We start from the raw sequence: 23,737 nt of genomic DNA on the forward strand, positions 1-23,737 counted from the left end.
TCACGGCCACTTAGGGTTCCGCCCTGACGGCGGCTCACTTTTGAAAAGCGCAAAAGTAAGCAAAACGCTCATGCCCCACCACTCGGCACCTCGCCTAGGCTCGGTGGGCCAGCGTGGTTTAACGGGGCGCCTGAGATCAAGATCAAAAGCAGGTCAAGATCAAGAGCGGGGGCGCATCGTAGTTACGGTTGGGGGCTACAGAGTTGTGTAAATGCCTATGCCTATGCTGGGTGGGTTTGTGAGCCATTAGTTTTTACCCCAGTGGAGCCATCTGATGCCAGACAACTCGTCACGCCTCGTCTACCGCGCACCTGTTCCAGAAGACCTGGAACAGTTATTCGCCATCTTCGGCGATCCCCGGACCAACCTGTTCAATCCTGCCGGCCCTATGGCCGGTATCGAGGACGCCCGGCGCCTGCTGGGCCGATGGATCGAGCAGTGGTCCTGCGAGGGCTACGGCTGGTGGGCGATTGCGCGGCGCGAGAGCCCCGAGCAGATCATCGGTTTCGGCGGCATTGCACCGCTCGACTATCTGACCGTGCGGCGCATCAACCTCGGTTATCGATTTGCCGTGCAAGCCTGGGGGCAGGGCTATGCCACCGAGGTCGGACGCGATGCCCTGGCGCTGGCGTTCGATACACTGGGTGTGCCAGAAGTGTTCGGACTGGTAAGACCCGATCACGCGGCGTCTATCCGGGTTTTGAAAAAAATCGGCATGCAGCCATTCGGTCTGCTGGACGACGTGCCCGGCCAAGCCCCTAGTCTGGTAATGCGCATTTGTCATCCTACAACTGTAACTGCCTGAAGTTCTTTCAGCCCCGGTAGAGCCTGGCTGACAGCAATCTTTGAGATTGACACTGTCAGAGCGTACCGATATAAAAGTCATGGTTGTACGACGACATATGACGTTGCATATGTCCTGCCTAACAAAAATAAAAAAGTGATGCCATGAATCTGAACGAGCCCATCAGTGCCCATCGTGTTGGCCAGGCGGTCGGCAGCTATCGCTGGACGATCTGCGCGATGCTGTTTTTTGCCACGACCGTCAACTACCTCGACCGTCAGGTGCTCAGCCTGCTGGCGCCGCAGTTGTCGACGCAATTTGGCTGGAGCAATACCGATTACGCCAACATCGCGGCGGTGTTCCAGTTTGTCTACGCGATTTCCATGCTGTTCGCCGGGCGCTTTGTCGACAGGATCGGCACCAAGGCCGCTTACATCGTGGCGATCGTTATCTGGTCCACCGGCGCGATCATGCATGCGTTCTCGGTGCAGATGGGCGAGGGCATTGCGGCCGTCAGCACGGCCATCGGCCTGGCGGTGATTCCGGTGTCGATTGCCGGTTTCATGCTGTCACGCGCGGTGCTGGCGATTGGTGAGGCGGGCAACTTTCCCATCGCGATCAAGGCCACGGCCGAGTACTTCCCCAAGAAAGAACGCTCTTTTGCCACCGGCATCTTCAACTCGGGGGCCAACGTGGGCGCGATCCTGGCGCCGATCTGTGTGCCCTTGATAGCCGGCATGTGGGGTTGGGAAGCGGCTTTCATGGTCATCGGCATGCTGGGTTTTGTGTGGGTGGCGGTCTGGGCCACCGTGTACGAAAAACCGGAGCAGCAAAAGCGTCTGTCGGCCGCAGAATTGGCCTACATTCGCAGTGATCAGGCCGCACAACCCTTGGCGCCAACCCCTACGGGCCCTGCGGGCGCAACCGCAAAAAAAGTCTCATGGTTCAAGTTGCTGACCTATCGTCAGACTTGGGCCTTTGCCTTCGGCAAGTTCATGACCGACGGTGTGTGGTGGTTCTTCCTGTTCTGGCTGCCCACGTTCCTGTCGGCGCAGTACGGCATGAAGGGCGCCGATATCGTGATGCCCCTGGCCGTGCTGTACAGCATGACCATGGTCGGCAGTATCGGTGGCGGCTGGTTTCCCAGCTATTTCATGGCGCGGGGCGATGCGCCGTATGACGGCCGCATGAAAGCCATGCTGGTGATCGCGCTGTTCCCGCTGGTGGTGTTGCTGGCGCAACCGCTGGGCTACATCAGCTTCTGGGTTCCGGTCTTGCTGATCGGCGTGGGGGCCTCGGCGCACCAGGCGTGGTCGTGCAATATTTTCACCACGGTGTCGGACATGTTCCCGCAGAAGACCGTCGCGTCGGTGGTCGGTATCGGCGGCATGGCCGGCGGCCTGGGCGGCGTGGTGATGACCAAGATCGGCGGCTGGGTCTTTGACTACTACAAGTCCGTCAATGACATCCACACCGGCTACATGATCATGTTCGCAATCTGTGCCCTGGCGTACCTGGTGGCGTGGAGCGTGATGAAGGCGCTGGTGCCGCGCCACAAGGAAATCACTGATCTGTAGCGCTGCCTTGAAACGTAGCATCGGCCAGAATGATCCGAACTGACATCACGACACCGACCAGCACTGCGGCCAGCCCTGCGGTTTCCATGGGGGTCGGCCAACGCTGATGAAACCAGAGCCCGAGCAGCGTGGCGAACAAGGACTCAAGGGCAATCAATTGGCCGCTGAGTACCATGGGCAGGCGCCGCGTCGCCGCATTCCAGGCCCAGGCACCGACGACGGTGGACATCACGGCAATCACCAGGCTCCACGCATACAGCGCCCATGCCTGGCTCCAGCCGGCGCCAAGGGTTGGCAACCGCAACAGGCCTGTCGCGTATGTCCACGGGAGGATGAACAGCGCTGCGGCACCGGCGCCCGTCAGCATCAGGGCGGTCCACAGGCCTGTCACGTGGGCAGGCAGGTGCGCCATCTGCTTCTGGTTGATCACGCTGAAGCCCAACCATAAGGCTACCGCGCCCAAGGAAAAAAACAGCCCGGCCAGCCAGGATTGGGGGCTTAGCGAGGCCTGGTGGAGGCTGCTGATATTGGTCAGCAACAGCCCCAGCGTGATACAGCTCAATGGCATCACCAATAGGCGCCAGCGCAGGGTCTTATGGCCGGCATTGCCGATCAGCGCCAGCAGCACCGGTACCATTCCAACAAAAGCCGGCGTCAACACCGGGCCGCCGAGTATCACGCCGGCAGCGATGCATACGCCATAACCCAGGCAGCCCCATGCGCCCAGCACTGCCGCGAGCAGGCATTGGCCGGGGCTCAGCGCAGGCAGTTGCGCGCGGCACAGGATTACCCCGGCTACGCCCAATCCGCCGGCCATCAGGAAGCGCACGCTCATCAGGTCGTAGACGCTGTACGCGCCCGTGACATAGGGCGCAATGAAATTCAGCGCCCAGCCGAGCGTGGCGATGATGGCGAATATCACGCCGGCGACTACAGAGGTGTGGGAAGTGCGCATCAGGCGGGTCCATGAAGTGATGGGGTCCATGGTGCCCAGCCACGCGGGTGTGCTACAAACGAGTTCTCGGTCCTGAATACATAACCTGAGATTATGAATCTACTTGGAAAAACCCTACCGCCTCTTGCCAGTCTGTTGCCGTTTGAAGCCGCAGCGCGCCTGGAGAGTTTTTCCCGGGCGGCCGATGAGTTGCACATCACCCAGGCCGCTGTCAGCCGGCAGATACGCGGGCTGGAAGATAATCTGGGGGTGAAGCTGTTTTATCGACGCAACCGTGCGGTGTTCCTGACTCGGGAGGGGCGTGAGTTGGGGCGGGTGGTCAGCCTTGCGTTGCAAAGCATCAGTGAGGGAGCGGCCAGCCTGAGGGCGTCCCCGCAGCGCAATCGGGTGGTGCTGCTGTGCCAGTTGTGCGAGGCGTTTTATTGGTTGATGCCGCGCCTGGCGACATTCCACCAGCAATATCCGCAGATTGAAATCCAGGTGGTGACGTGCACGCGGCCGATCACGCAGTTCAATGACCCTTTCGATGTCGCCCTGCAAAGTACCCGGCGCGCCAGTGGCGCCCATGCGCTGATGTTTACCGCCTGCGACGAGGTTTTCCCGGTGTGCAGTCCCGCTTACCTGTGCCCGGAACAACCGCTGGCGCTGCCTGAATTGGCGACCTGCACGTTTTTGCACCACAGCAGCGAACCTCCGCACCTGATGGAGTGGGATGAGTGGCTGAAGGCGTTCGGTCAGTCATTGGCCCGTGATGCGCGCGGCGTCACGTTCGACAGCTACCCGCTGATGTTGCAGGCCGCCGTGGAAGGGCACGGTATGGCCATGGGCTGGCGTCGTACCGCAAGCAGGTTGATTGAAAGTGGGGCATTGATCAGGCCCTGTGCCGAAAGCGTGTTTTTGCCAGAGGCTATTTCGGTGTACAGGCAGCAAGGGGCAGGTAATCGGGATGAGGTGGTGGCATTGCTGGCCTGGCTCGAGGCGCAGTTGCAGAGTGACGGCTGACAGGGGTGCGCGATGGCCCCTGTCAGTCAGTTAAGCGTACACCGTCCTCTGTAGGAGCGAGCTTGCTCGCGAAAAACTCACAGGCACCGCGTTCATCCAGAAAATACGCGTTATCGTCGACGTTCTTCGCGAGCAAGCTCGCTCCTACAAAGAGCCTTAAAGTCCCGGTTATTGATTGCGCGTAACACGCCACACCGTGTTGGCCAAATCATCGGCAATGATCAGCGCGCCTTTCGGATCGACTGTCACGCCCACCGGACGCCCACGGGTTTTGCCGTCGTCACCGCGAAAGCCGGTGGCGAAGTCGACAGGCTCGCCGGCCGGTTTGCCGTTGCTGAAGGGTACGAAAATCACTTTGTAGCCCACCGGATTGTCGCGGTTCCAACTGCCGTGTTCGCCAACGAATACGCCGTCGGCGAATTTTTCGCCCATGGCCGGGATGGAGAAATCCACGCCGAGCGCGGCGACGTGGGAACCCAGGCTGTAATCCGGTTTGATCGCCGAGGCGGCCTTGGCCGGGTTCTGCGGTTGCGCACGCGGGTCCACATTCTGGCCCCAGTAGCTGTAGGGCCAGCCGTAGAAAGCGCCTTCGCGTACCGAACTGAGGTAGTCCGGCACCAGGTCCGGGCCCAATTCATCGCGTTCGTTGACCACGGTCCACAACTGCCCCGAACCGGGCTGGATAGTCAGGGCCGTGGGGTTGCGCAGGCCGGTTGCGTAGGGCCTGTGCGCACCAGTGGCGGCGTCGATCTGCCAGACCATCGCCCGGTCGATTTCCACTTCCATGCCGCGCTCGGTGATGTTGCTGTTGGAGCCGATCCCGACGTAGAGCTGGCGTCCGTCCTCGCTCACGGCCAGGGATTTGGTCCAGTGATGATTGATTTGCGCCGGCAGGTCGGTGACTTTGGTCGGAGCGCCGCTGGCCTTGGTCTGGCCGTCGGCGTAGTCGAAGCGCACCAGCGCATCCTGGTTGGCCACGTACAGTTTGCCGTCGGCGTATGCCAAGCCGTAGGGCGCATTGAGGTTATCGGCGAACACCGTCTTGAGTTCGTAGGTGCCGTCGCCGTCAGCGTCGCGCAACAGGGTGATGCGGTTGCCGCTCTTGACCTTGGTATTGCCCTCGGCCTTGATCAGGCTGGCGATCACGTCCTTGGGCTTGAGTTTGGCCGCGCTGCCGCCACGGCCTTCGGCGACGAGGATATCGCCGTTGGGCAGGACCAGGGTCTGGCGCGGGATGGCCAGGTCGGTGGCGATGGCGGTGATGCTGTAACCCTCTGGCACCTTGGGCTTCTGATCGCCCCAGGCGACCGGCTCGGCGATCTTCATGCTTGGCAGCAGGCTGCTTTGTTGCGCCGGCAGCTTGGGATCGGGGCCGTGGGCCTGGGTCTTGTCGCCTTCACCACCGCAGGCGGTCAGCAACAACGCTGCGCTTAACAGGGTCAATGTGCTGGTGGTTTTCATTGGGCAGCTCCCGAGCGCAGGTTAGTCAGGCCGATCCATGTCGCCAGCATCGCCAGCAGGGTGACGACTGCCGACAGCATCAGGCCGGTCGGCATCATGGCGTAGGCATCCTTGGCGTGCTGGAAGGCGTTGATCAGTCCCAACAGCCACGCGGCCAGCAGCAGCACGAAGTAAGCGGCAGGACGACCCGCCTTGCGTTCGGCGCGCAGCAGATTGACCAGGGCGAACAACAGGGCAAATCCACTGAACACCAACGCACCGGCGATCAGCCATGAGGCGAAGTTGGCCCATTGAATCTGGTAAGTCTGGCCATAGGCAATGTCACTGAGCAGGGCGCCCAGGAACAGCGGCACGCTGCCGGCGAGCAATGTCGCATGCAGCGGGCCTGGTGTGCAGCGATAGGTGGGGAGGGTGGTCATGGGCGATGCAGCTCCTTATCGTTCGACGGGCCTGGTGGCGATGGCTTTGCATAGGAAAGGAGCTTGCTGCGTGTGAGAAAGTTCACTGAGGGTTCGTGTCCGAATGTTTATCGAACCAGTCGGCGTAGGGTGTGTTCACCACGTTATAGCGGTTGAAATCCGGGCTGCCATCCGTCCACCACACCGGCCCGCGCTCACCGAGCGCGACCTTCGCGCGCTGTACCTGCTCGCGGGCCTGCTTCAACTGCTGTGTGTCGCCAGAGGCCTTGGCCGCCTTGACGGCACGCCGTGCATCCATCAACGCATCCACCCAGCGCTGGCGTGTGGGTTCATCCAGCGCCGGGTTGGTGCGCCGCCAGAGTCGGCCCTTGAGCACGAAATAGCGGCCATCCGGGGTGTCAATCATGGTGCCAGCGCAGCACCCGCAGCACGCCCCACATCATCGACATCACAATCGCCAGCCAACCGGCGAACAGGCTGAAGAGTGTCATTGCAAGGTTCATAACCACCTCCATAACGTCGTCGTTTCAATGTTGTCGTGCAATAGGTGACCCCGCTGCGCACGCAGGATTCAACCGGATTGACCGAATGAACCCTTGGCGGCCTGCATCGCCTAAGCCTCTATAATCTTCCCGATGGCATATCACCAGGCGCTCCCATGACCCACCCCCGCATCGGCTTTGCATGCCAATACAGGCATCCCGAACGACTCCCGTCCGCCAGCGCCCTGAAGGCAATCGAAGGCCCGTTCAACCCGCGTACCACCACCTTGCGCTGGATGGACGGCGTCGAACCGCAGGTGGCCCGCGATAAACTGGTCGAGGTGGTCACGCACAATCTCGCCGCCCAATTGCGTCTGCTGGCCTACGTCGCCGAACTGCCGCCGACCTTGCGCATGCTGCGCCTGAGCAGTGACCTGTTGCCGTTCTACAGCCACCCGAAAGTCGCCGCTGTGTATCAGGACCCTGCCATCGCGCGCCAGTTGCAGGACGGCTTTGCCGCCATCGGCGAGCTGGCGCGGGCCTCGGATATCCGTTTGTCGTTCCATCCCGGCCAGTACTGCGTGCTGGGCTCGGAAAACCCCGGTGTGGTGGAAAACAGCCTGGCCGAGTTCGAATACCACGCCGACATGATCCGCATGATGGGCTACGGCCGCCGCTTCCAGGACCTCAAATGCAACGTGCATATCGCCGGCCGGCTGGGGGTGGCGGGTACCCGCGCGGTGTGGTCGCGCCTGTCCGAAGTGGCGCGCAACTGCATCACTTTCGAGAACGATGAAAAGACTTACGGCCTGGACCATTGTCTGCAAGTCGCCGACCTGGCGCCGGTGGTACTGGATATTCACCATTGCTGGATCAACGAGGACGAGTACATCGACCCGCACTCGCCCCGCGTCGCCAGGGTCATCGACAGCTGGCGCGGCGTGCGGCCGACCCTGCATTACTCCCAGCCCCAGGAAAGCCTGCAGGCCCTCGGGTTTGACGCCGAGCACAAACTGGAAATGTCCGCCTTGTTGAAGGTGGTTTCCAAGCGCGACCTCTACGGTCACAGCGCGCAAATGTGGAACCGCTGGACCAACGACTACGCGCTGCAGTTTCTGGATCGCTTCGACATCATGCTCGAAGCCAAGGACAAGAACGTCGCGGCCCTGGCGTTCCATGGGTATTGGCAGAGCCAATCGGCGTGAACCATGGCATGCTTCACGGCCTGACAAAAGGAACCGTCCCATGGCTACCCTGCACCTGCTCTGCGGCAAGATCGCGTCCGGCAAATCCACCCTTGCCGGACGTCTTGCCACCGATCACGCCGCTGTCCTGCTCAGCGAAGACCACTGGCTCGCGACGCTGTATCCCGGCCAGATCCAGACGATTGCCGATTACCTGACCTGTGCCCGGCAGATTCGCGGTGTGGTGGGGCCGCTGGTGATTGATCTGCTGGCGTCCGGCGTCAACGTGGTGCTGGATTTTCCGGCCAACACCCTGGCCAATCGCGAATGGCTGCTCGGCCTCGCCCAGGCCGCCAAGGCAGCGCATTGCCTGCATTACCTGGAACTGGATGACGCCGCCTGTCGTGCGCGGCTGCACGCACGCAACGCCCGCGGCGAGCATGATTTTGCCGCGACCGACGCCGAGTTCGACCTGATCACCCGCCACTTTTGTGTGCCGAGTGAGGAGGAGGGGTTGGTGATTGAGGTGCATCGGCCGTGAGCGCTGAATGTCCTATCGGTGTTGACGTCGAGGGCCACATTGTCACCGTCGATGCCGTCCCTGTGCAGCCCGAGTTCGAGCCTTTATTGAAGGATGTGTTGGCGACGCTTTCACAGCCTGCATTCGGCCTGGAGGGTATCTACCTGTACGGCAGTGTCGCCCGGGGTGATGCCAATGCCGAAGCGTCCGACCTCGATCTCACCCTGGTCCTGCGTGATCCACCCCAGGCAGCGGTGCTTGAACAACTCGAACGGGCGCGGCTGGCACTGGAACAGCGGCATTCCTGTATCAGCAAAATCGATTTCGACATCGGCCATCGCGCGCAGGTATTGGCGCCGGAAAACCACAATCGCTGGGGCTTCTGGATCAAGCACCATTGCCGATGTGTGTGGGGCGATGACCTCGGATTGCGGTTCGAGCCATTCCGGCCAAGCCGAGACATCGCCCTGGCGCTCAACGGTGATTTTGCGCAGGTGCTGTCCCGCTATCGCGCGTCTATCCTGCAGGCCGCGAACCCACCGCAGCGCCTGCGCTTGCAGCGCGAAGCCGCACGCAAGTTGATCCGCTCCACGCATACGCTGCGTTCACCCGACGCACTGATGTGGCCGCAAACGCTGGAGGAACATGTGGCGATGTTCACCCAGCGTTATCCCACCAGAGTCGCGCAAATCGCGTATTTTCTCTTTGAAGCCAGAAACCCGAGCGCCGAGTGCGCGGCATTTTTGCAGCGTCTTGAGGCTTTTGTTGAGTGGATGGCGTCGCAGTCGGAATAAACCAGGAATGGGTCGGCTGCGCCGTCCAGCGCGAGGAAGCGCCCTCGCCACTGCAGTTTTTCAAACTGACACCGTTCAGGCCAATAGTGCTTCGGTCTCAAGCACCCTGGCGTAATCCATCGCCAGGTTACTCAACGACAATGCATGCACGTCTTCCGCCGGCCATATCCGTCCCGACAAATCAGTCTGATCGAAGGTGAAACAGGCATCCGCGACGACGATAACGTCAAAGCCCAAGTTGCCAGCCGAGCGTGCCGTGGACTCCACTGAGTTGTTGGTGATGACCCCGGCGATTACCAACTGCTTGATCGAGCGCGTGTGCAGCCAGCGTTCCAAGCCCGTGGCGATGAAGGCATCCGGGACGTTTTTTTCCATGACCTGTTCATTGGCCAACGGGTGCAACGCGTCCTGGAATTCACAGCCAGGCTGTCCTGGCCAGAAAACCGAGCCTGGGGAGCGGGAAATATGCCGCACATGAATAATCGGGCGTTGCGCCTGTCGCCATGCGTTGAGCAGCTGTTGTATATGCCGTTCAGCGTCTGGATTGTTGCGTCGACCCTGCGTGGGATTGCCCATGCCTTTTTGCATGTCGATGATCACCAACGCAGCGTTCGTCGCTAACGGTTCCATGGTCTGTCCTTTCACGTACGAAACGCGAAACATAGCAGCCAGGGCGGGGCGGCGAACAGTGATTTAGGCGTAATGTGCTTGGGCCTCAGTCCGTCACACCGGCAGCAACCCCGCCTCCTGATAGCTCTCGAGCAGTTCATCAAACAAACCGATATCTGCACGTGTGCGTGCAATCAATTGCGCGCCGGCGACAGCCGTGTAGATCGCTCGGGCGCGGCGCTGGCAGGTTTCTGTGTCGCCCAGTTCCAGCTCAATGAGGCGTGCGGCCAGCCACGCTACGTTGATGTCGGCGAACGCGACGATTTCTTTTTTGACCGGCTCGGGCAAGTCCTGGTACTCGGCCGCCATAAAGCTGGACAGGCACAGCCGGTTGCCGTTTTCGAGGGAGGTTCGAAAAATGCCTGGGTAGCGCCGCAGGCTGTCGCGCGGGTCAGGGGTTTCGCGGTGGATCGCTTCGAGCACGTCGGCGGTGTCTTCCCAATAGCGCTTGGCGACCGCCGCGCCGAGTTCGGCCTTGCTGGGGAAGTGGTAATAGATACTGGCGTTTTTGATCCCCACCGTTTCGCCAATGCTGCGAAAGTTGATGCCGCTGTAGCCGAAATGCTGCGCGGCGATTTTGGCGGCTTCCAGAATGGCTTCCCGGGCGTTCTCGCTCACGTATTGAGTCCTCGTGGGTTGGCGACAGGGGGTCGATTCTACGCGCAAAATATTTTACCTGCCAACTGACAGGTAGTGGTTGACAGCGACGGATAAAGCTCGCAATCTTTGCCTACCACTTGACAGGTAGGCAGATAAACCATGACTTTTCAGCAAACACAGTCCACGAGCGCCCAAGACCCCGTGCTTAAGATCTACGATTGGTACAACGGGCCTTATCCGGCGCGTGTTCGAATCGCCCTGGCCGAAAAGGGGCTGCTCGCACACACCGAATTCGTCTCTATTAATCTGTGGGAAGGCAAGCACAAGCAGCCGGCTTTTCTGGCCTTGAACTACTCCGGAACCCTGCCGGTACTGGCGTTGCAGGACGGGACTTTGATCGCTGAGTGCACAGCCATCACCCAATACCTCGACGTACTGGACGGCAACCCGCTGCTCACCGGCAGCACGCCCAAGGAGCAAGGCCTCATCCATATGATGACGCGGCGTGCGGAAATTGAAGTGATGGATGCGGTCAGCGTCTACTTTCACCACGCCACACCGGGGCTGGGGCCTGAGGTTGAGCTGTACCAGAACGCGGAATGGGGCGAGCGTATGCGTGACAAGGCGGTAAGGGGCATGCGCCACTTCGACGCCATCCTCAAGACCCGGCCGTTCGTGGCGGGCGAGGCGTTTTCGATGGCCGACATTGCCCTGCTGGGCGGCCTGATCTTCGCGGCGTTGGTCAAGCTGGCCGTGCCTGCGGAATGTGAAGCGCTGCATGCCTGGCACGCGACGATGAACGAGCGCGCCAGCGTCAAGGCCTGGCGAGCGATGGTGCAGGAGGGCGATCTGCAGAACTGAAACGGCGGACCCGCCTGATACCAGGCAAGCGTCGTAGGACACAGGTGATTGCCCATCCGCACACGGAACCGCTACCCTCGGGTTTGACCTCCCCAACCACCGACCGTAACAGTGAGTCACGGTCTGCACCGAATCAGGACGATGAACGACTACTCTCTGAAGCTTGCCAACTACTGGCGAAACTCGTTGGCCGACGCGGAAAACGGCAACGGTGCCTTGTCCCCCAGCCATGTCAAAACCTACGCGGTCATACCTTTGGCCGCCCTGGCCGCCGGTTGTCTGCCGGCTGAGCAGGTGGAACTCCTGTTCGCCGACGAACCGGCGCAACGGCTCCACGTGGATATCACGCTGCGCCCGTTTGTGTATGCCTCGCGCCAGGAACACCGCATGGCGCGCAGAGGGCTGCCGGCCTTTATCACACCGATCATTTGTCGAGTGTCGGTCACCCGCGACGGGCTGATCTATCCGACCGGTCCCACGCTGGTACCCCGCGACATCCTGGAACCGTTGGACCGCGACAATTTCACCATCGGCGCTCAACCTGACCTGGACAGGTTTTTAACCGCGCAAGACGCACCCCGATTCGAAGTGCCGGCCCCCGGCACAGAGGTGCAGCCGGACGAATATCGCGACAAATGGCTCACCTACCTGCGCTACTGCAAGACGATGTTCCAAACGGTGTGCAACGCCTGGAATGGCGCGGACGACGGTTTCGATCCGGCCAGCTATTGCTACGTGTTCAAGGAGCAGAAGGCGGACGGTTTCAGTCGCAATATCGTTGCGCTATACGATCACCTGCGCCTCGCCAAACCCGAGGCGCCTTTGTTCGAGCGCTTTGCACAACGCGAATCCACGCCCGATGAACCCTGCCTGCCGGCCAATGGCCTGTTCGCCGGACGAGGCGGGCATGCCGGTGACGAATACGCGCTGGCGCCGGCCCAACGCGACAGTCTCGCGCACCTGCTGGTGGGTAACACCGGGGATATCCTCGCGGTCAACGGGCCGCCGGGCACCGGCAAGACCACGCTGCTGTTGTCCGTGGTCGCGTCGCTCTGGGCCAGGGCCGCCGCCGAGGGCGGCGAGCCGCCGGTGATTGTCGCCAGTTCGACGAACAACCAGGCGGTCACCAACATCATCAAGGCCTTTGGTAAGGACTTCTCCGAAGGCACCGGCCCCTTTGCAGGGCGCTGGCTTCCCGATATCAGCAGCTTTGGCGCCTACTTTCCGACGGCCTCGGCGGAAGCGGAGATGGCCCGCACCTACCAGACCAAGAGCTTTTACCTGGCGCTGGAGACGCAGGCCTACGTCGTTAAAGCGCAGCAGGCTTATCTGGAGCGCGCCGCCATCGCTTTTCCAGGACAGTCACAGCCCACGCTCAAGAGCACCGTAGACGCGCTTCAGGCCAGGGTTCGCCTGCGTTTGCAGCAGCTCAGTGATATCGAGCAGGGATGGGCCCGATTGCGGGTGGCGCGCGACGCCCTCAAGGCCGTGCTGGGCGATGATCCACAGGCGGCGGTCGCGGGTCTAGACGCTCAACTGCGGGCACATTCGGAGCGGCTGACCAATGCCAAGGCACGTCTGAAAGATTTCAGGCATTACCTGGCCCATGAGTCGCTGGTGTATACGCTGTTCGCTTGGTTCGGCCCGATTGCCGCCAAGCGCCTGCGTCTGGCCAAACTGCACATCGACGAGGCTGACGTACAGTTGCAGGAGGCCACCGATGTGCATGACATCGAGCGCCGGTTGACGGCCGCTGTGGCGCATCACGCACAAAGCCTGAAAACCCTCGAAACCCAGCGTGAGCGTGTGGAGCAACTGCTGCGCGGCGAACAGCGTGAACTGTTGAACTGGCAGACGGTGATTGGCCGGTTACCCCAGGCGGCCGGCAAGCCCGCCGCCCAGGTGACCCTGGAAGACTGCGACCGCTGGGCGGACACCTCGTTGCGCTTCGAGACCTTCCTGCTGACCACGCATTACTGGGAAGGGCGGTGGCTGTTGGAAGTCATCGACGAGCTGCCGCTGATTCTCAAGAGCCGCAACAAAACCGGGCGCAAGACGTTGGAAAAAAACTGGCGCCGCTGGATGAAGCTCACGCCTTGCGTCGTCGCGACGTTCTACCGGCTGCCCGCAGAGCTGTCGTGCAAGCGCCATGACGGCAATGGTTATGTCGACGATTACGCGCTGAATTTCATCGACCTGCTGATCGTAGACGAAGCCGGCCAGGTGCTGCCCGAGGTGGCGGCGCCGTCGTTCGCCCTCGCGCGGCAAGCGCTGGTGATTGGCGACACGCAGCAGATCGAGCCCATCTGGTCGGTGCCGCCGGCGGTGGATATCGGCAATCTGCTCGCCACCGGCCTGCTGTCGCGCAGCCGCGTGGACGATGAGTACGAGGCTTTTTGTGACAGTGGACGCAGCGCCGCCAGTGGCAGCGTCATGGCAATTGCACAGTCCACCAGCCGCTATCATTACGACCGCGACCTGGCGCGCGGCCTTTACCTGTACGAACACCGCCGGTGTTATGACTCGATCATCGATTACTGCAACGCGCTCTGCTACAAGGGCAAGCTGCAACCGCGAAGGGGCGCCAAACCCGACGGCGGCCTGCCGGGGCTGGGGTACCTGCATATCGACGGGATCTGTCAGCAAAAGCAGGGCGGCAGCCGTCATAACCTGCTGGAAGCCCAGACCATCGCCGCCTGGATCAAGGCCCATGAACAGCCACTCACTGAGCGCTACGGCAAGGAACTCTGGGAAATCCTCGGGGTGATTACCCCATTTGGTGCCCAGACCCAGGCCATTACTGACGCGTGCAGCGCGCTGGGTATTCGTACCGGCAAAGGCGACGGCGAACTCACAGTGGGCACCGTGCACTCCTTCCAGGGCGCCGAACGGCCAGTGGTGATTTTTTCCGCTGTGTACTCCAAGCATGCCGACGGTCCTTTTATCGACCGCCGCGACAGCATGTTGAACGTGGCCGTTTCCCGCGCCAAAGACAGTTTCCTGGTGTTCGGCGACATGGACCTGTTCAGCCAGATACCCGTCAGCAAACCCCGTGGACGTCTGGCGCAGTACCTGCTGAACAGCCCGGAAAATGAGCTCACGTTCGACTTCCAACCCCGGGCGGATTTGCTCACGGTGCGCACCGGCTTGAGCCACCTGCATGAGTTTGCCGAGCATGATCGGTTCCTGTTGCGAACCCTGGAAACTGCGCGTCAGCAGGTGCAGATTGTCACGCCGTGGGTCAAGTTGCGCGGGATGCGCGAAAGCGGTGCCTTGGACGCGATGGGCGACACCGTGCAGCGAGGCGTGCCGGTGACGGTCTACACTGACCTGCGCTTCAACACCGAAGGTAAACCGGCCAAGGCCGCTTACTTTCAGGATGCAATCGCAGCGCTGAAAAACCATGCCGTGCAGGTGCACGTGGTCAACAAGGTACACAGCAAGCTGGTAATGGCCGATGAGGAACTGCTGTGTGTCGGCTCATTCAACTGGCTGAGCGCTGCACGCTCGGGCGATTTTGTGCACCATGAAACGTCAATGGTCTACCACGGGCCGGACGTCAGCAGCGAGCTGGCGATCAACCGCAAGAGCCTGGCGCAACGCCTGAGCTCAAGCCAGCCCTAGTCCCGCGCAACGCTATGCCAGCGGCCACAGGCTGTTGGCATAGCGCTACCGATCAGCAGCCCAAGCGCAAAACCCTGCGACTTCCCGGCGAAAATCTTCATAATGGCGGCCATTTTGTTTAGCCCGTTATTCTGGTGTGCCCGCATGGAAATTAAGGTCAACTTTCTCGACAACCTTCGGCTTGAAGCCAAGTTCGATGATTTCACGGTGATTGCCGACCAGCCGATTCGCTACAAGGGCGACGGTTCGGCGCCGGGGCCATTCGATTATTTCCTGGCTTCGTCGGCGTTGTGTGCGGCGTACTTCGTGAAGCTGTACTGCGCCACGCGCAATATCCCCACGGACAATATTCGCCTGTCGCAGAACAACATCGTCGACCCGGAAAACCGCTACAACCAGATCTTCAAGATCCAGGTCGAGCTGCCGGCGGACATTTCCGACAAGGACCGTCAAGGCATCCTGCGTTCCATCGACCGTTGCACCGTGAAAAAAGTAGTGCAGGCCGGGCCTGAGTTTGTGATCGAGCAAGTGGACAACCTCGACGCCGACGCCCAGGCGCTGTTGATGCCCAACTCGACGTCGGAGGCGGGCACCTACATCGCAGGCAAGGACCTGCCGCTGGAGCAGACCATCGCCAATATGTCGGCGATCCTGGCGGGCCTGGGCATGAAGATCGAGATCGCCTCGTGGCGCAACATCGTGCCCAACGTCTGGTCGCTGCATGTGCGCGATGCCCACTCGCCGATGTGTTTTACCAACGGCAAGGGCGCGACGAAGGAGGGCGCGCTGGCGTCGGCACTGGGCGAGTTTATCGAGCGGCTCAACTGCAACTTCTTCTACAACGATCAGTTCTGGGGCGAAGAGCTGGCCAATGCACCGTTCGTGCATTACCCGGATGAGCGCTGGTTCCAGCCGGGTCCGAACGACGAGCTGCCGAGTGAGATCCTCGACGCCTACTGCCGCAAGGTCTACGACCGCGAAGGCGAGCTGCGCGGTTCGCACCTGTTCGACACCAACTCGGGTAACGAAGCGCGGGGCATTGTCTCGCTGCCGTTTGTGCGTCAGTCCGATGGCGAGGTGGTGTATTTCCCCTCCAACCTGATCGAAAACCTCTACCTGAGCAACGGCATGAGCGCCGGCAACACCTTGGCCGAAGCCCAGGTGCAGTGCCTGTCGGAGATTTTCGAGCGGGCGGTGAAGCGCGAAATCATCGAAGGCGAATTTGCCCTGCCGGACGTACCCGCCGACGTGTTGGCCAAATACCCTGGCATCCTCGCCGGTATCGAAGGCCTGGAGGCCCAGGGCTTCCCGGTGCTGGTCAAGGATGCGTCCCTGGGCGGTGAATTCCCGGTGATGTGCGTGACCCTGATGAACCCGCGCACCGGCGGTGTATTCGCCTCGTTCGGCGCGCACCCAAGCTTTGAAGTGGCGCTCGAGCGCAGCCTCACCGAACTGCTGCAAGGCCGCAGCTTCGAAGGCCTGAACGACTTGCCGCAGCCGACCTTCGAAGGCCAGGCGGTCACCGAGCCGAACAACTTCGTCGAGCACTTTATCGACTCCAGCGGTGTGGTGTCGTGGCGCTTCTTCAGCGCCCGGTCGGACTACGAATTCGTCGAGTGGGACTTCTCCGGCCACGGCGAAGACTCCAATGCCCAGGAAGCCGCGACGCTGTTCGGTATCCTGGAAGGCATGGGCAAAGAGTCGTACATGGCGGTCTACCAACACCTGGGCGCTACCGCCTGCCGCATCCTGGTGCCGGATTATTCGGAAATCTACCCGGTGGACGACCTGATCTGGGACAACACCAACAAGGCGCTGTTCTTCCGCGAAGACATCCTCAACCTGCACCGCCTTGATGAGGACGCGTTGCAGGCCTTGGTCGAGCGCCTGATCGAAAGCGAGCTGGACGACTACACCGATATCACCACCCTGATCGGCATCGAATTCGACGACAACACCGCGTGGGGCCAACTGACCATCCTGGAATTGAAACTGCTGATCTTCCTGGCGTTGAAGCAGTATGAAGAGGCCAAGGAATGCGTGGAAATGTTCCTGCAGTACAACGACAACACCGTCGAGCGTGGGCTGTTCTACCAGGCGATGAATGCGGTGCTGGAAATGGAACTGGACGACGACCTGGAGCTGGCCGACTACGAAGCCAACTTCCGGCGCATGTTCGGCAATGAGCGCATGGACGCAGTGATCGGCTCGGTCGAGGGCAGTGTGCGCTTCTACGGGCTGACACCGACCAGCACGAAGCTGGAAGGGCTGGACCGGCATTTGCGCTTGATCGACAGCTACAAGAAACTGCACAGCGCACGGGCCAACATCACCCAGGCCTGATTAGCACAACCAATGTGGGAGGGGGCTTGCTCCCGATAACGGTGGGTCAGTGGCCAATAAGCTGGCTGACATACCGCCATCGGGGGCAAGCCCCCTCCCACATTTGATCGATTTCTGACTTTAGATGTGTGCCAGGGCCTGGGGCCAGATTTGCCTGCGCCGCCTAACCTCAGTTGATTAGCACAACCCGTGTGGGAGGGGGCTTGCCCCCATAGCGGTGGATCAGTTGCCAATAAGCTGGCTGATACACCGCCATCGGGGGCAAGCCCCCTCCCACAGTTTGATTGGTGTTTGAGGTTAGATGTTTGCCAGGGCCTGGGGCCAGATTTGCCTGCGCCGCCTAACCTCAGTTGATTAGCACAACCCGTGTGGGAGGGGGCAAGCCCCCTCTCACAGTTTGATTGGTGTTTGAGGTTAGATGTGTGCCAGGGCCTGGGCCAGATCTGCGCGCAAATCCTCTACATCTTCAACCCCCACCGACAAGCGCACCAACCCATCCCCAATCCCCAACTGCGCCCGCGTTGCCGCCGGGATGCTCGCGTGGGTCATGATCGCCGGGTGTTCGATCAGGCTTTCCACGCCACCCAGGCTCTCGGCCAGGGCGAAGATTTTTACGTTTTCCAGAAAGCGTGTGGCGCCCGCCAGGTCGCTGTTCAGGTCCACCGAAATCATCCCGCCAAACCCGCGCATCTGCCGTTTGGCCAACTCGTGCTGCGGGTGGGATTCAAGGCCTGGGTAGTACACCCGCGCCACCTGCGGCTGCTGTTCCAGCCAGGTCGCCAGTTCCAGCGCGTTGCTGCAATGGCGCTCCATGCGCAGGGCCAGGGTTTTCACGCCGCGCAGGGTCAGGAATGCATCGAAGGGCCCGGCGATGGCGCCCACCGAATTTTGCAGAAAGCCCAGGCGTTCGGCCAATTCCGGGTTGTCGCCAACAACGGCGATGCCGCCGATCACGTCCGAGTGGCCGTTCAGGTACTTGGTGGTGGAGTGCACGACGATATCGCACCCCAGCTCCAGCGGGCGCTGGATCCACGGGCTGGCGAAGGTGTTGTCGGCCACGCACAGAATGCCGCGCGCACGGCACACGCGGGCAATGGCGCTGAGGTCGGTGAGGCTGAGCAGCGGGTTGCTCGGCGTTTCGACCCAGACCATGCGCGTGTCGTCTTGCAGCGCCGCTTCGAAGGCCGACACGTCACTCAAGTCTACGTAGCTGAACCGGTGCCCGGCACTGCGCTGGCGCACCTTGTCGAACAGGCGGAAGGTGCCGCCATACAGGTCATTGCCGGAGACGATATGCGCACCGGCATCAAGCAACTCCAGCACCGTGGAAATCGCCGCCAGCCCGGAGGCAAACGCGAAGGCCTGAGTGCCGCCTTCAAGGTCGGCCACGCAACGCTCCAGCGCAAAGCGCGTGGGGTTGTGGGAGCGCCCGTAGTCAAAGCCTTTGTGCACGCCAGGGCTGTCTTGCAGGTAGGTGGAGTTGGCATAGATCGGCGGCATCAGCGCGCCCGTGGTCGGGTCGGGGGACTGTCCGGCATGGATCACACGGGTGGCAAACGCGCTTTTATCGGACTGGCTCATGCAAGGGATCTCCGTAAATGGTTGAGCAGGTCGACGCGGGTGATCAGGCCATGGAAGCCCGAGGCGTCGGCAATGATTGCGACCAGGCCGCGATCCAGTTCCGCCTGCAGTTCGGCCAGGCTGGCGCCGGGGGCCAGGGTGTGCGGGGTGCGGGTCATGGCGCTGGCCACGCTCATGGAAAAGTGCGTGGCGTCCTGATGCAGGCCCAGCAGCAGGTCGGATTCATCGATAACGCCCGCCAGTTGCTTGCCGTCGATCAATACCGGCAGTTGCGAGACATCCGCCAGGCGCATGCGCTGGAAGGCGGTGAGCAGGGTGTCGTCGGGGCTGACGCTGATCACCCGGCCATCTTCGAAACGGCGGGCGATCAGGTCGCGCAGGTCGCCGTAGTGCTTGTACTGCAACAGCCCGGCGTCGTTCATCCATTGGTCGTTGTAGACCTTGGACAGGTAGCGCGTGCCGGTGTCGCACACGAACGTCACCACGCGCTTGGGCTCGGTTTGCTCGCGGCAATAGCGCAGCGCGGCGGCGAGCAGGGTACCGGTGGAAGAGCCGCCAAGAATGCCTTCGGCCTTGAGCAGTTGGCGGGCATGGTCGAAGCTTTCTTCATCGCTGATGGAGTAGGCGTGGCGCACGCTGGACAGGTCGGCAATCGACGGAATGAAATCCTCACCGATGCCTTCCACGGCCCAGGAACCAGGAGTTTCAAGCCGACCGCTGCGGCTGTACTCGGCCATCACCGAACCCACCGGGTCGGCGAGCACCATGGCCAGTTCGGGCTGCACGCGCTTGAAGAAACGTGTCAGGCCGGTGAGGGTGCCGGCCGAGCCGACGCCCACCACAATCGCATCGACATCATGCTGGGTCTGCGCCCAGATCTCCGGTGCGGTGCTGGTTTCATGGGCCAGCGGGTTGGCGGGGTTGTTGAACTGGTCGGCAAAGAACGAGCCCGGAATATCCTTGGCCAGGCGCGCGGCCACGTCCTGGTAATACTCGGGATGCCCCTTGCCCACATCGGAGCGGGTGATATGCACCTCGGCGCCCATGGCCTTGAGGTGCAGCACTTTTTCCGTGGACATTTTGTCCGGCACCACCAGCACCACCCGATAGCCCTTGGCCCGACCGACCAGCGCCAGGCCCAGGCCGGTGTTGCCGGCGGTGGCTTCGATAATGGTGCCGCCAGGGAGCAGGCGGCCGTCGCGCTCGGCGGCGTCGATCATGGCCAGGCCGATACGGTCCTTGATGGAACCACCGGGGTTTTGCGATTCAAGCTTGAGAAACAGCGTACAGGGGCCGGTGTCGAAGCGGCTGACCTTGACCAGCGGCGTGTTACCGATCAGTTCAAGTACGGCGGGGCGGGAGAGGGTAGGCATGTCGTCACCTGGGTTGCGGGATGGGCACAGGGCGGGGCACAGCAAATCACAGCATGGCTTGAAACATAGGCCGCTATCGCCAGGCCCGCAACCGGGCGGTCCGATGCATGACTTTTTTTGGCGCATGGGCGATGGGGCAGCGCAAAATCGCGATTGCGATGCAGATCAACTGTGGGAGCGCCCGAGCCTTGGCGATGCCGCGATGGCGGCGGCACCGCTGGCATCTATGTTCCTGACCCACCGCAATCGCGGCCTCGCTAAAGCTCGTGCGCTCCCACAAAAATCAGCGCCTGGCAATGGCCGCTTCGATGGCGGCAATGTCAATTCTGGTCATGGTCATCATCGCCTCGAACGCACGCCTGGCGACGCCCGGGTCTTTACTGGTGACCGCATCAACCAGCACCCGCGGCGAGATCTGCCACGACAACCCCCACTTGTCCTTGCACCAACCGCACGCGCTTGCCTGCCCACCGTTGTCGATGATGGCATGCCACAACCGGTCAGTTTCCTCCTGGTCATCCGTCGACACCTGAAAGGAAAACGCTTCACTGTGCTTGAACATCGGGCCGCCATTGAGGCCTACGCAGGGGGTCCCCAGAACCGTGAAATCCACCGTCAGTACATCGCCTTGTTTGCCGGCTGGGTAGTCGCCGGGTGCAAGGTGCACCGCCTTCACCTCGCTATTCGGAAACGATTGGGCGTAGAAGTTTGCCGCCTCCAACGCATCGCCGTTGTACCAGAGGCAGACGGTATTTTTGTTGTTCATTGCAGACTCCCGACTTGATAGGAGTGTGAAGTCTAGACTATGGTCCCGCCTTGTCGGCGCCTGTTCCCGTCACAACTGCTCGGCGATCGCGGCCTTGTCAATCACCGACCAGACGCGAGCGAATTTCCCGTCGACGCATTCATAGAACACGTTCTCGTCGAACACCACCGTCTTGCCATTGATCGGCAGCCCGAAAAATTCACCCCTGGGGCTGACCCGAAAGTTCAGCCGACTGGCGACCGTCGGCGGGTCGGCAACCAGCAACTGAATGCGGAACACCAGGTCGGGAATTTCCCGGAAGTCCCGCTCCAGCATCGCCCGGTACCCCTCCAGGCCGACCGGGCTTGCGTTGTAGGTGACATCGGAGTGGACAAAATCACCCAGGTGCTGCCAATCCTGGCGATTCAGACAATCGATATAGCGTTTGTAGAAGCTGGCGAGTGGGTCGCGGGTCATGGGCTACTCTCTTCGGTTAAACGCGCTCATCCACTATCGTCGGCAAATGGACGCCTGCGCAAGTGCCTGAACCCTTACGCCGCGAACGCCAGCCCAACCCCAGCACCATCAGCAAACCCAGCCCTGCCATCAACGCACCGGCCAGGGAAATGGCCGGATAGCCGAGCCCGGCGTTGATCACCGCGCCGCCCACTGCCGCGCCAATCGCGTTGCCGAAATTGAAGGCACCGATGTTCATCGCCGAGGCCAGGTTGGGTGCAGCTTTAGCCGCTTCCATCACGCGCATCTGCAACGGCGGCACCAGGGCAAAGCTGGCGGCGCCCCACAGCAGGATCGACAGTGCGGCAGGCAGCGGCCATTGCATCAGCACCGAGAAAGCCAGCAGCACGGCGATCAGCACCACCAGCGATGTGATGAGCGTGCGGTCCACCGAGCGGTCCGCAGACTTGCCGCCCCACACGTTGCCCAGGGTCAGCCCGATACCGAACAGCACGAGCATGCCAGTGACGAAGTTAGTCGATGCGTGGGTGACATCCCGCAAAATCGGCGCGATGTAAGTGAATACCGTAAACATTGCACTGGAGCCCACCACCGTCAGCGCCAATGCGGCCAGCACCGGCCCGCGACGCAGCACACGAATCTCCGCCATCAGGCTGCCGCCTTTCGGCGCGGGCGCATTCGGCAATGCCCACCATAGCGCCGCCATCACCACCGCACCCAGCCCGCTGATGCCCCAGAATGCCGTGCGCCAGCCAAAGTTCTCACCAAACCAGGTCGCCAGCGGCACGCCCCCGATGGTGGCCAGGGTCAGCCCCAGAAACATCGCCGCGACCGCACCCGCGCGTTTTTCCGGCGCTACCACACTCGCCGCCACGATCGCGCCAATGCCGAAGAACGCTCCGTGATTGAGCGACGTCACCAGCCTGGCAATCATCAAGGTCTGGTAATTGGTCGCCAGCGCCGACAGCAAATTACCCAAGGTGAAAATCGCCATCAGCCCGATCAGCAGATAGCGGCGCGGCACCCTGGCCGTCGCCAGCGTCATGATCGGGGCGCCAATCAACACGCCCATGGCGTAGGCACTCACCAACAGCCCGGCGGCGGGAATGGAAACGCCAAGATCGGCGGCAATACCGGGCAACATGCCCATGGGTGCAAACTCTGTGACCCCGATGCCAAAGGCACCGACGGACAACGCTACAAGGGGTGGATTGATACGCATGGGTGACTCCTCATCTGTGTGCCGAATGCTACAATCCAGGCTTTTAAAGCAGTAGCCCTCGATGGGGAACTACACCTTTGCGCAGGAGGCAAAAATGGACATGGGCGGCCGCTCCGGCGAGATGGAAGTGTTCACCCTGGTCGCCGAACACGGCAGCCTGTCCGGCGCGGCGCGCGCCCTGGGGCTGACGCCTTCGTCCATCAGCCGCATCATCACCCGCACCGAACAGCGCATCGGCACCCGGCTACTGCTGCGCACCACCCGCGCCATCACCTTCACCGCCGAAGGCGAAGCCTACCTGCGCGGCGCCCGGCGCATCCTCGCGGACATGGCCGAAGTCGAAGACGCCATCACCGACCAGGGCACCCCACGCGGCCGCCTGCGAGTCAGCGCAGCACTGGCCCATGGCCGCATGACCATCGTCCCACTGATCGCCGCCTTCAGCTCCCGCTATCCCGCCATCGTGGTCGACCTGATGCTCGGCGATGAAGTGGTGGACATCCTCAGCGGCCAGGCAGACGTGGCCATCCGCTTCGGCCCACTCCCCGACAGCCCCTTGACCGCCCGGCACATCGGCTCAACCGGCCAAGTCATCGTCGCTTCCCCGGACTACCTGGCCCGGCACGGCACCCCGGTGACACCGCATGATCTACTTGAGCACAACTGCCTGCGCTTCAACTTCCGTCGGGCGGCTCCCGACTGGCCGTTTCGCATGGACGGGCGGGAGTTTTCGCTGAAGGTGGCGGGAACGATTGAAGGGAACAGCGGCGAGGCCTTGGCGCAATTGGCGAAGCTGGGGGCGGGAATTGCGCGGGTAGGGACGTTCAGCGTGGCGCAGGATCTTGAACGCGGCGACCTGGTACCGTTGCTGGAGGCTTATAACCCGGGGGATGTGGAGCCGATTCATGCGGTGTTTGTGGGCGGCACGGCGATGCCGGCGCGGGTGAGGGCGTTTGTGGATTTTTTGGTGGAGCGGCATGGGGGGTGACGATATCCCTGGCTGTATCGCTTAGCGGATAGTTGGTATATGTCGGTAAGGCCGGGGGCTACGGTGATCATTCGTG

At 61.7% G+C, this 23,737-nt stretch carries 21 protein-coding genes; 10 read left to right on the forward strand and 11 right to left on the reverse strand.

Annotated features, from left to right (window positions below; translation table 11 throughout):
* The first annotated feature begins 274 nt into the window (after nt 1-274).
* The gene (locus BFP90_RS12435; RefSeq protein WP_065896819.1) at nt 275-805 is read left to right on the forward strand and encodes a GNAT family N-acetyltransferase; all 531 of its coding nucleotides are present in this window, start codon (nt 275-277) and stop codon (nt 803-805) included.
* A gap of 143 nt (nt 806-948) precedes the next feature.
* Nucleotides 949-2,361, forward strand: a complete 1,413-nt coding sequence (locus BFP90_RS12440) for an MFS transporter (RefSeq protein ID WP_065893196.1) — start codon at nt 949-951, stop codon at nt 2,359-2,361.
* Here BFP90_RS12440 and BFP90_RS12445 read toward each other — a convergent pair.
* Nucleotides 2,348-3,316, reverse strand: a complete 969-nt coding sequence (locus BFP90_RS12445) for a DMT family transporter (protein WP_065893198.1) — start codon at nt 3,314-3,316, stop codon at nt 2,348-2,350. The two genes, BFP90_RS12440 and BFP90_RS12445, sit on opposite strands and share 14 nt — an antisense overlap.
* A 93-nt stretch (nt 3,317-3,409) precedes the next feature.
* On the opposite strand from BFP90_RS12445, the gene BFP90_RS12450 reads away from it, so the two are divergent.
* Nucleotides 3,410-4,318, forward strand: coding sequence for a LysR substrate-binding domain-containing protein (locus BFP90_RS12450; protein WP_065893199.1), 909 nt, complete (start codon nt 3,410-3,412; stop codon nt 4,316-4,318).
* A 168-nt stretch (nt 4,319-4,486) separates the two neighbouring features.
* Here the strand turns inward: BFP90_RS12450 and BFP90_RS12455 are convergent, their stop codons facing one another.
* The 3 genes from BFP90_RS12455 to BFP90_RS12465 all read right to left on the reverse strand — a co-directional run bounded on the left by BFP90_RS12455 (nt 4,487) and on the right by BFP90_RS12465 (nt 6,604).
* Nucleotides 4,487-5,779, reverse strand: a complete 1,293-nt coding sequence (locus BFP90_RS12455) for a PQQ-dependent sugar dehydrogenase (protein WP_065896820.1) — start codon at nt 5,777-5,779, stop codon at nt 4,487-4,489.
* Complete coding sequence (locus BFP90_RS12460; protein ID WP_065896821.1) at nt 5,776-6,198, reverse strand: DUF2231 domain-containing protein; 423 nt, start codon at nt 6,196-6,198, stop codon at nt 5,776-5,778. The genes BFP90_RS12455 and BFP90_RS12460 overlap by 4 nt, the downstream gene beginning before the upstream one ends.
* Nucleotides 6,199-6,280: 82 nt before the next feature.
* Complete coding sequence (locus tag BFP90_RS12465; RefSeq protein ID WP_065893205.1) at nt 6,281-6,604, reverse strand: hypothetical protein; 324 nt, start codon at nt 6,602-6,604, stop codon at nt 6,281-6,283.
* A gap of 252 nt (nt 6,605-6,856) precedes the next feature.
* Between BFP90_RS12465 and BFP90_RS12470 the strand changes: the two genes are divergently transcribed.
* From BFP90_RS12470 to BFP90_RS12480, 3 genes are read left to right on the forward strand one after another with little or no spacing between them, the layout of a single operon-like run.
* Nucleotides 6,857-7,885 carry a UV damage endonuclease UvsE gene (locus BFP90_RS12470; protein WP_065896822.1) on the forward strand — a complete coding sequence of 343 codons (1,029 nt, stop codon included), beginning with the start codon at nt 6,857-6,859 and terminating at the stop codon, nt 7,883-7,885.
* A gap of 40 nt (nt 7,886-7,925) precedes the next feature.
* Nucleotides 7,926-8,405 (forward strand): AAA family ATPase, encoded by a 480-nt coding sequence (locus tag BFP90_RS12475; protein ID WP_065896823.1) that lies wholly within the window; start codon nt 7,926-7,928, stop codon nt 8,403-8,405.
* Complete coding sequence (locus BFP90_RS12480; protein ID WP_065896824.1) at nt 8,402-9,178, forward strand: nucleotidyltransferase domain-containing protein; 777 nt, start codon at nt 8,402-8,404, stop codon at nt 9,176-9,178. The genes BFP90_RS12475 and BFP90_RS12480 overlap by 4 nt, the downstream gene beginning before the upstream one ends.
* Nucleotides 9,179-9,253: 75 nt before the next feature.
* Here BFP90_RS12480 and BFP90_RS12485 read toward each other — a convergent pair whose 3' ends face one another.
* Together BFP90_RS12485 and BFP90_RS12490 are read right to left on the reverse strand one after the other, a co-directional pair.
* Nucleotides 9,254-9,808 carry a cysteine hydrolase family protein gene (locus BFP90_RS12485; RefSeq protein WP_065896825.1) on the reverse strand — a complete coding sequence of 185 codons (555 nt, stop codon included), beginning with the start codon at nt 9,806-9,808 and terminating at the stop codon, nt 9,254-9,256.
* Between the two features lie 93 nt (nt 9,809-9,901).
* Complete coding sequence (locus BFP90_RS12490) at nt 9,902-10,465, reverse strand: TetR/AcrR family transcriptional regulator (protein WP_065896826.1); 564 nt, start codon at nt 10,463-10,465, stop codon at nt 9,902-9,904.
* A gap of 141 nt (nt 10,466-10,606) precedes the next feature.
* Here BFP90_RS12490 and BFP90_RS12495 point away from each other — a divergent pair, with 141 nt between their 5' ends.
* The 3 genes from BFP90_RS12495 (at nt 10,607) to BFP90_RS12505 (ending at nt 17,275) form a co-directional block, all read left to right on the forward strand.
* Nucleotides 10,607-11,308, forward strand: a complete 702-nt coding sequence (locus tag BFP90_RS12495) for a glutathione S-transferase (protein WP_065896827.1) — start codon at nt 10,607-10,609, stop codon at nt 11,306-11,308.
* A gap of 141 nt (nt 11,309-11,449) precedes the next feature.
* Entirely contained in the window at nt 11,450-14,932 is a 3,483-nt protein-coding gene (locus tag BFP90_RS12500; RefSeq protein ID WP_065896828.1) for an AAA domain-containing protein, read from the forward strand.
* 144 nt (nt 14,933-15,076) lie between these two features.
* Complete coding sequence (locus tag BFP90_RS12505) at nt 15,077-17,275, forward strand: OsmC domain/YcaO domain-containing protein (protein ID WP_065896829.1); 2,199 nt, start codon at nt 15,077-15,079, stop codon at nt 17,273-17,275.
* Between the two features lie 414 nt (nt 17,276-17,689).
* On the opposite strand, the gene BFP90_RS12510 is transcribed toward BFP90_RS12505, so the two are convergent.
* The 5 genes from BFP90_RS12510 to BFP90_RS12530 all read right to left on the reverse strand — a co-directional run bounded on the left by BFP90_RS12510 (nt 17,690) and on the right by BFP90_RS12530 (nt 22,673).
* The gene (locus BFP90_RS12510) at nt 17,690-18,856 is read right to left on the reverse strand and encodes a cystathionine gamma-synthase (RefSeq protein WP_065896830.1); all 1,167 of its coding nucleotides are present in this window, start codon (nt 18,854-18,856) and stop codon (nt 17,690-17,692) included.
* Nucleotides 18,853-20,229: a pyridoxal-phosphate dependent enzyme gene (locus tag BFP90_RS12515; RefSeq protein ID WP_065896831.1), complete on the reverse strand. Its 1,377-nt coding sequence runs from the start codon at nt 20,227-20,229 to the stop codon at nt 18,853-18,855. Before BFP90_RS12515 ends, BFP90_RS12510 begins: the two co-directional genes overlap by 4 nt.
* 283 nt (nt 20,230-20,512) lie before the next feature.
* Nucleotides 20,513-20,995, reverse strand: a complete 483-nt coding sequence (locus BFP90_RS12520) for a VOC family protein (RefSeq protein WP_065896832.1) — start codon at nt 20,993-20,995, stop codon at nt 20,513-20,515.
* Between the two features lie 69 nt (nt 20,996-21,064).
* On the reverse strand, nt 21,065-21,451 hold the full coding sequence (locus tag BFP90_RS12525; protein ID WP_065896833.1) for an ester cyclase: 387 nt from the start codon (nt 21,449-21,451) through the stop codon (nt 21,065-21,067).
* 16 nt (nt 21,452-21,467) lie between these two features.
* Nucleotides 21,468-22,673 (reverse strand): MFS transporter, encoded by a 1,206-nt coding sequence (locus BFP90_RS12530; RefSeq protein WP_065896834.1) that lies wholly within the window; start codon nt 22,671-22,673, stop codon nt 21,468-21,470.
* Between the two features lie 94 nt (nt 22,674-22,767).
* On the opposite strand from BFP90_RS12530, the gene BFP90_RS12535 reads away from it, so the two are divergent.
* Nucleotides 22,768-23,661, forward strand: a complete 894-nt coding sequence (locus BFP90_RS12535) for a LysR family transcriptional regulator (RefSeq protein WP_065896835.1) — start codon at nt 22,768-22,770, stop codon at nt 23,659-23,661.
* Nucleotides 23,662-23,737: the final 76 nt, after the last annotated feature.

This window comes from Pseudomonas sp. 24 E 13 (assembly GCF_900004715.1).
Lineage (GTDB): Bacteria > Pseudomonadota > Gammaproteobacteria > Pseudomonadales > Pseudomonadaceae > Aquipseudomonas > Aquipseudomonas orientalis_A.

Excerpts from the sequence above, each read along its gene's own strand:
- BFP90_RS12435 (WP_065896819.1), top strand. The coding sequence starts at position 275 with ATGCCAGACAACTCGTCACGCCTCGTCTACCGCGCACCTGTTCCAGAA.
- BFP90_RS12440 (WP_065893196.1), top strand. The coding sequence starts at position 949 with ATGAATCTGAACGAGCCCATCAGTGCCCATCGTGTTGGCCAGGCGGTC.
- BFP90_RS12445 (WP_065893198.1), bottom strand. The coding sequence starts at position 3,316 with ATGCGCACTTCCCACACCTCTGTAGTCGCCGGCGTGATATTCGCCATC.
- BFP90_RS12450 (WP_065893199.1), top strand. The coding sequence starts at position 3,410 with ATGAATCTACTTGGAAAAACCCTACCGCCTCTTGCCAGTCTGTTGCCG.
- BFP90_RS12455 (WP_065896820.1), bottom strand. The coding sequence starts at position 5,779 with ATGAAAACCACCAGCACATTGACCCTGTTAAGCGCAGCGTTGTTGCTG.
- BFP90_RS12460 (WP_065896821.1), bottom strand. The coding sequence starts at position 6,198 with ATGACCACCCTCCCCACCTATCGCTGCACACCAGGCCCGCTGCATGCG.
- BFP90_RS12465 (WP_065893205.1), bottom strand. The coding sequence starts at position 6,604 with ATGATTGACACCCCGGATGGCCGCTATTTCGTGCTCAAGGGCCGACTC.
- BFP90_RS12470 (WP_065896822.1), top strand. The coding sequence starts at position 6,857 with ATGACCCACCCCCGCATCGGCTTTGCATGCCAATACAGGCATCCCGAA.
- BFP90_RS12475 (WP_065896823.1), top strand. The coding sequence starts at position 7,926 with ATGGCTACCCTGCACCTGCTCTGCGGCAAGATCGCGTCCGGCAAATCC.
- BFP90_RS12485 (WP_065896825.1), bottom strand. The coding sequence starts at position 9,808 with ATGGAACCGTTAGCGACGAACGCTGCGTTGGTGATCATCGACATGCAA.
- BFP90_RS12495 (WP_065896827.1), top strand. The coding sequence starts at position 10,607 with ATGACTTTTCAGCAAACACAGTCCACGAGCGCCCAAGACCCCGTGCTT.
- BFP90_RS12500 (WP_065896828.1), top strand. The coding sequence starts at position 11,450 with ATGAACGACTACTCTCTGAAGCTTGCCAACTACTGGCGAAACTCGTTG.
- BFP90_RS12505 (WP_065896829.1), top strand. The coding sequence starts at position 15,077 with ATGGAAATTAAGGTCAACTTTCTCGACAACCTTCGGCTTGAAGCCAAG.
- BFP90_RS12510 (WP_065896830.1), bottom strand. The coding sequence starts at position 18,856 with ATGAGCCAGTCCGATAAAAGCGCGTTTGCCACCCGTGTGATCCATGCC.
- BFP90_RS12515 (WP_065896831.1), bottom strand. The coding sequence starts at position 20,229 with ATGCCTACCCTCTCCCGCCCCGCCGTACTTGAACTGATCGGTAACACG.
- BFP90_RS12520 (WP_065896832.1), bottom strand. The coding sequence starts at position 20,995 with ATGAACAACAAAAATACCGTCTGCCTCTGGTACAACGGCGATGCGTTG.
- BFP90_RS12525 (WP_065896833.1), bottom strand. The coding sequence starts at position 21,451 with ATGACCCGCGACCCACTCGCCAGCTTCTACAAACGCTATATCGATTGT.
- BFP90_RS12530 (WP_065896834.1), bottom strand. The coding sequence starts at position 22,673 with ATGCGTATCAATCCACCCCTTGTAGCGTTGTCCGTCGGTGCCTTTGGC.
- BFP90_RS12535 (WP_065896835.1), top strand. The coding sequence starts at position 22,768 with ATGGACATGGGCGGCCGCTCCGGCGAGATGGAAGTGTTCACCCTGGTC.